This is a genomic window from uncultured Xylophilus sp. (genome assembly GCA_913776965.1).
Lineage (GTDB): Bacteria > Pseudomonadota > Gammaproteobacteria > Burkholderiales > Burkholderiaceae_C > Xylophilus.
The window spans coordinates 1-6,111 of sequence record CAJYQL010000134.1; the positions used below are offsets into that span (position 1 = coordinate 1).

Consider the following 6,111-nt stretch of genomic DNA (forward strand, 5'->3'; position numbering starts at 1 on the left):
TCCCCGAGGACAAGATCCGCAAGATCATGAAGATCGCCAAGGAGCCGATCTCCATGGAAACGCCGATCGGCGACGACGACGACAGCCACCTGGGCGACTTCATCGAGGACGGTGCCAACACCGCCCCGATCGATGCCGCGATGCAGGCCGGCCGGCGCGACGTGGTCAAGGACATCCTGGACGGCCTGACGCCGCGCGAAGCCAAGGTGCTGCGCATGCGCTTCGGCATCGAGATGTCGACCGACCACACGCTGGAGGAAGTGGGCAAGCAGTTCGACGTGACCCGCGAGCGCATCCGCCAGATCGAGGCGAAGGCGCTGCGCAAGCTGAAGCACCCGAGCCGCAGCGACAAGCTGCGCAGCTTCATCGACACGCTGTAACTCACCCGGCGACACCGGCACCGGCCGCGCGCAGGAACGTCATGCGACTGACGGCCCTGCTCGCGGCTTTTTTCATGGCGGTGCTGATGGGGGCCGCACCGGGTGCGTCGGCCGCGGCGAACGACGAGCCTGCGCTGCGTATCGGCTCCAAGCGCTTCACCGAGTCGTACATCCTGGCGGAATTGATGGCGCAGACGGTGGCGCCGCAGGTCCCACGCGCACCGGTGGTGCGGGCGGGCCTCGGCAACACCGCGGTCACCTACGAGGCGCTGCGCTCCGGCGCGATCGACGTCTATCCCGACTACACCGGCACGATCGCGCTGGAGATCTTGAAAAGCCCGGTGCCGCTCGCCACCGATGCGCTGCGGGCCGCGCTGGCGCCGCTCGGCCTGGGCATCGGCGTGCCGCTGGGCTTCAACGACGGCTACGCGCTGGCGGTCCGGTCGGCGGATGCGGAATGGCTCGGGCTGCGCTCGCTCGCCGACCTGGCGCAGCACCCGGACCTGAGGCTCGGCCTGTCGAACGAATTCCTCGGCCGGATCGACGGCTGGGCCGGGCTGGCGGCGCGGTACCGGCTGCCGCAGCGGCCTGTCGGCCTGGACCACGGCCTCGCCTACGACGCGATTGCCGCACGGCAGGTGGACGTGATCGACATTTACACCACCGACGCGAAGATCGCGAGCCTCGGCCTCACGGTGCTGGCCGACGACCGGGGCCATTTCCCGCGCTACGACGCGGTGCTGCTGTACCGGCTCGACCTGCCGCAGCGCCTGCCCCGTGCCTGGGCCGCGCTGCAGACGCTGGAAGGCCGGATCGACGAGCGCCGGATGATCGCGATGAACGGCCGCGCCGAACTGCAGGGTGTCGCCTTCGCCACCATCGCCCGCGATTTGCTGGCGGGCGGCGCGCCGACGGATGCCGCGCGTGGACTGGGCGCCAAGCTGTTCGGCGCCGACCTGCCGCGGCTGGCGGCGCAGCACCTGCTGCTGGTCGGCGTGTCGGTCGGTGCCGCGACGGCGATCGCGGTGCCGCTCGGCCTGCTGGTCTGGCGCCGCCGCCGCGCCCGGGCGGTGGTGATGGCGGCGACCGGCCTGTTGCAGACGATCCCGTCGCTCGCGCTGCTGGCGGTGCTGATTTCCTGGATGGGCGCGATCGGAACCGCCCCGGCGCTGGTGGCGCTGACGCTCTACGCCCTGCTCCCGATCCTGCGCAACACCGTCGCCGGCCTGCACGGCGTGCCGCCCGGACTGGCCCAGGCGGGTGCCGCGCTCGGCATGACCGGCCGCCAGACCTTGCGATGGGTGCTCCTGCCGCTCGCCCTGCCGGTGCTGCTGGCCGGCGTGCGGACCGCCACGACGATTGCGATCGGCACCGCGACGCTGGCGGCCTTCGTCGGCGCAGGCGGCTTCGGCGAGCGGATCGTGACCGGGCTGGCCCTCAACGACGGGCAGCTGATGCTGGCCGGCGCCCTGCCCGCGGCCGCGCTGGCGCTGCTGGCGGAAGGCGGTTTCGGGCTGGCCGAATGGTGGCTGCGGCGGCGTCGCCGATCCGATTGAGCATTGCCCATCGCATGCTATTTTTTCGATAGCTGCCAGTGCAGGCTGCGCGGGCGCTGCAGCTCGGAATCGATCTGAAATTGCGCTGAATTTGCACTGAACTCGCACTGCAATCGTGGCATTCGACCGGTCGCCATACGCTCGGCGGCATCAAAAGCACTCCCCTTCACACGAAAAACAGCGCCCTGCGCAGGCAGGACCTGCGCAGGGCGCTATCGAATCAGGAGTGCCGCGGCGCCTGTCAGTCCCGCGACTCCAGCGCCTTGTTGATCTTCAGCGCCAGCAGCGTGCAGACCGTGCCCGACAGCAGGTAGACGCTGACGGCCGCCAAGCCGTAGTGCGCCGACAGGCCCAGGGCCACCACCGGTGCAAAGGCCGCACCCACCAGCCAGGCGAAGTCGGTCGTCAGCGCCGCGCCGGTGTAGCGGTACTTGGCGGCGAAGTTCGACGTGACCGTGCCGGCCGCCTGGCCGTACGACAGGCCGAGTAGCGCGAAGCCGACGAGGATGAAGGTGTCCTGCGCGACCGGCCCTCCGCCGAGAAGCACCGGTGCAAGGAAGGCGAACAGGCCGATCGCCACCGCCAGCACGCCCAGCGTATTACGCCGGCCGATCCGGTCGGCCAGCCAGCCGGAGGCCACGGTGCCGGCCATGCCGACGAAGGCGCCGACCACCTGCACCGTCAGCACGTCGTTGATCGACTGCGAATTGTTGAGCGCGATCCACGACAGCGGGAACACCGTCACCAGGTGGAACAGCGCATAGCTGGCGAGCGACGCGAAGGCGCCGATGAACAGGTTGTAGCCCTGGGTGCGCACCATCTCGACCACGCCGGTCGGCTCGAGTTCACGCTCTTCCAGCTGCTGGGTGTATTCGTTGGTCACCACCAGCCGCAGCCGGGCGAACAGCGCCACCACGTTGATCGCGAAGGCCACGTAGAACGGATAGCGCCAGCCCCACTCAAGGAAGTCCTTCAGCGCCAGGTTGCTGTGCAGGAACAGGAACAGGCCGCTCGCCAGGCCGAAGCCGATCGGCGCGCCGAGCTGGCCGATCATCGCGTACCAGCCGCGGCGCGCCTGCGGCGCGTTGAGCGCCAGCAGCGACGGCAGCCCGTCCCAGGAGCCGCCGATCGCCGCGCCCTGCAGGAAGCGGAACAGCGACAGCAGCACGATCGCCGCCGGGCCGAGCGAGGCATAGCCCGGCAGGAAGGCCATGCCGGCGGTGGAGCAGCCGAGCAGGAACAGCGCAGCGGTCAGCTTGACGCTGCGGCCGTAGCGCCGCTGAATCGCCATGAAGGCGGTGGTGCCGATCGGGCGGCCGAAGAACGCGAGCGAGAACACCACGAACGCCCAGAGCACGCCTTCCAGCCGGTCCTCGAACGGGAAGAACACCGCCGGGAACACCAGCACGCAGGCGATGCCGAAGACGAAGAAGTCGAAATACTCCGACGCCCGGCCGATCACCACCCCGACCGCGATCTCGCCGGGGGCGATCTTGCTGCGGTCGGCCGTGGTCTGGCGCGTGTCGCGCTCCATGGTCTGAGGCGAAATGTCGATATGGTCGGTACGGGTGCTGGACATCGGGCGGGCTCGCGGAGGTCGAAGGCGGCGCCCGAGGGCGGCCGCGGAGTCTGCAGGTTCTCACCAAAGGGGAAAAGTTGCCATAGGACAAAACGTCCAATCCCCTTACAGCGCGTATCGGCGTAGATTCTGCGCTGAACCCTCACGGGCATCTTTACCTTCCTACGGCATGACCCTCCTCCCAACCCTCCGCCGCATCGGCGCCGCCTGCGCCGTCGCCGTGCTGGCCGGCTGCAGCGCGGTGACGATGAGCCCGTCGGGCGACGTGGCCGCCCAGCAGCGCGACCTGATCGTCGCCTCCACCGTGCTGATGCTGCTGATCATCGTCCCGGTGATCGCGCTAACCCTGTTCTTCGCCTGGAAGTACCGCCAAGCCAACAAGGAAGCCACCTACGAGCCGGACTGGGACCATTCCACCCACCTGGAGCTGGTGATCTGGGCCGCACCGCTGCTGATCATCATCGCGCTGGGCGCGCTGACCTGGATCAGCACCCACACGCTCGACCCGTACCGCCCGCTCGACCGGATCGCCGTCGGCCGCGACGTGCCCGAAGGCACCAAGCCGCTGGTGGTCGAGGTGGTCGCGCTCGACTGGAAGTGGCTGTTCCTCTATCCCGAGCAGGGCATCGCCACGGTCAACGAAATGGCCGCGCCGGTCGACCGGCCGATCCAGTTCAAGATCACCGCCTCGACCGTGATGAACTCGTTCTTCATTCCGGCGCTCGCCGGCCAGATCTACGCGATGCCGGGCATGGAAACCAAGCTGCACGCGGTGATCAACGCGCCCGGCGAGTACGAGGGCTTCTCCGCCAACTACAGCGGCGCGGGCTTCTCGGGCATGCGCTTCCGCTTCCGCGGCGTCGACCAGGCGGGCTTCGACCGCTGGGTGCAGCAGGCCAAGGCCGACGGCAAGACGCTTGGCCGCGACGGCTACCTGGAACTGGAGAAGCCGAGCGAGCGCGAGCCGGTCCGCCGTTATGCGAGCGTCGCGCCCGGCCTCTACGACGCGATCCTGAACCGCTGCGTAGAAGACGGCCGCATGTGCATGAAAGACATGATGGCGATCGACGCGCAGGGCGGCCTCGGCCAGCCCGGCAGCTACAACCTGAGCCGCTCGGCCCCGGGCGCCACCACCGGCCGCCGCGCCTCCACCTTCGTCGCCGCCATGTGCACCCCGTCCGATCCGGCCGGCCTCGGTGCCTCCACCGCCACGCCGGTCCAGCCGCTCTAGCGCGGCCCCACCCTCTCGTCTGACGGACCCCCGATGTTCGACCACCTCGACTTCACCAAGCTGATCCTCGGCCGCCTCTCCTGGGAGGCGATACCGCTGCACGAACCCATCCTGATCGCGACCTTCGCGGTGGTGATCCTGGGCGGCCTCGGCCTGCTGGGCGCGCTCACCTACTTCCGCCTCTGGGGCTACCTCTGGCGCGAGTGGTTCACCAGCATCGACCACAAGAAGATCGGGATCATGTACATGATCCTGGGCATCGTCATGCTGATGCGCGGCTTCGCCGACGCGATCATGATGCGGCTGCAGCAGGCCATGGCTTTCGGCGACAACATGGGCTACCTTCCGCCGCACCACTACGACCAGATCTTCACCGCCCACGGCGTGATCATGATCTTCTTCGTGGCGATGCCGCTGGTCACCGGCCTGATGAATTACGTCGTGCCGCTGCAGATCGGCGCGCGCGACGTGGCCTTCCCGTTCCTGAACAACTTCAGCTTCTGGATGACCACGTCCGGCGCCGTGCTGGTGATGGCTTCGCTCTTCATCGGCGAATTCGCCAAGACCGGCTGGCTGGCCTACCCGCCGCTGTCGGGCATCCTGCACAGCCCGGACGTCGGGGTGGACTACTACATCTGGTCGCTGCAGATCGCAGGCGTCGGCACGCTGCTGTCGGGCATCAACCTGCTGGTGACGATCGTGAAGATGCGCGCACCCGGCATGACGCTGATGAAGATGCCGGTCTTCACCTGGACCTCGCTCTGCACCAACGTGCTGATCGTCGCCGCCTTCCCGGTGCTGACCGCGGTGCTCGCGCTGCTGTCGATGGACCGCTACCTGGGCTTCAACTTCTTCACGAACGACTTCGGCGGCAACCCGATGATGTACGTGAACCTGATCTGGATCTGGGGCCACCCGGAGGTCTACATCCTGATCCTGCCGCTGTTCGGCGTGTTCTCGGAAGTGGTGTCCACCTTCAGCGGCAAGCGGCTGTTCGGCTATGCGTCGATGGTCTACGCCACGGTCGTGATCACGATCCTGTCGTACCTCGTCTGGCTGCACCACTTCTTCACCATGGGCTCCGGCGCCAGCGTGAACTCGTTCTTCGGCATCACGACGATGATCATCTCGATCCCGACCGGGGCGAAGATCTTCAACTGGCTGTTCACCATGTACAAGGGCCGCATCCGCTTCGAGGTGCCGATGCTCTGGACGGTCGGCTTCATGGTGACCTTCGTCATCGGCGGCATGACCGGCGTGCTGCTGGCCGTGCCCCCGGCCGACTTCGTGCTGCACAACAGCCTGTTCCTGATCGCCCACTTCCACAACGTGATCATCGGCGGCGTGGTGTTCGCCATGTTCGCC

The 6,111-nt window shown here is 67.9% G+C and carries 5 protein-coding genes; 4 read left to right on the top strand and 1 reads right to left on the bottom strand.

Annotation, left to right across the window (positions count from 1 at the left end; translation table 11 throughout):
- Positions 1–380 (top strand): sigma-70 family RNA polymerase sigma factor (locus tag QZ500_RS19375; RefSeq protein WP_295857734.1); only part of this gene is annotated, 380 nt, incomplete at its 5' end.
- A gap of 74 nt (positions 381–454) precedes the next feature.
- Positions 455–1,936 (top strand): glycine betaine ABC transporter substrate-binding protein, encoded by a 1,482-nt coding sequence (locus QZ500_RS19380; RefSeq protein WP_295857740.1) that lies wholly within the window; start codon positions 455–457, stop codon positions 1,934–1,936.
- 241 nt (positions 1,937–2,177) lie between these two features.
- On the opposite strand, the gene QZ500_RS19385 is transcribed toward QZ500_RS19380, so the two are convergent.
- Positions 2,178–3,470, bottom strand: a complete 1,293-nt coding sequence (locus tag QZ500_RS19385; RefSeq protein ID WP_295857742.1) for an MFS transporter — start codon at positions 3,468–3,470, stop codon at positions 2,178–2,180.
- A 214-nt stretch (positions 3,471–3,684) separates the two neighbouring features.
- Between QZ500_RS19385 and cyoA the strand changes: the two genes are divergently transcribed.
- Positions 3,685–4,746, top strand: coding sequence for a ubiquinol oxidase subunit II (cyoA, locus tag QZ500_RS19390; protein ID WP_295857736.1), 1,062 nt, complete (start codon positions 3,685–3,687; stop codon positions 4,744–4,746).
- A gap of 33 nt (positions 4,747–4,779) precedes the next feature.
- The coding region (locus tag QZ500_RS19395) for a cbb3-type cytochrome c oxidase subunit I (RefSeq protein WP_295857738.1) at positions 4,780–6,111 on the top strand (1,332 nt) is incomplete at its 3' end.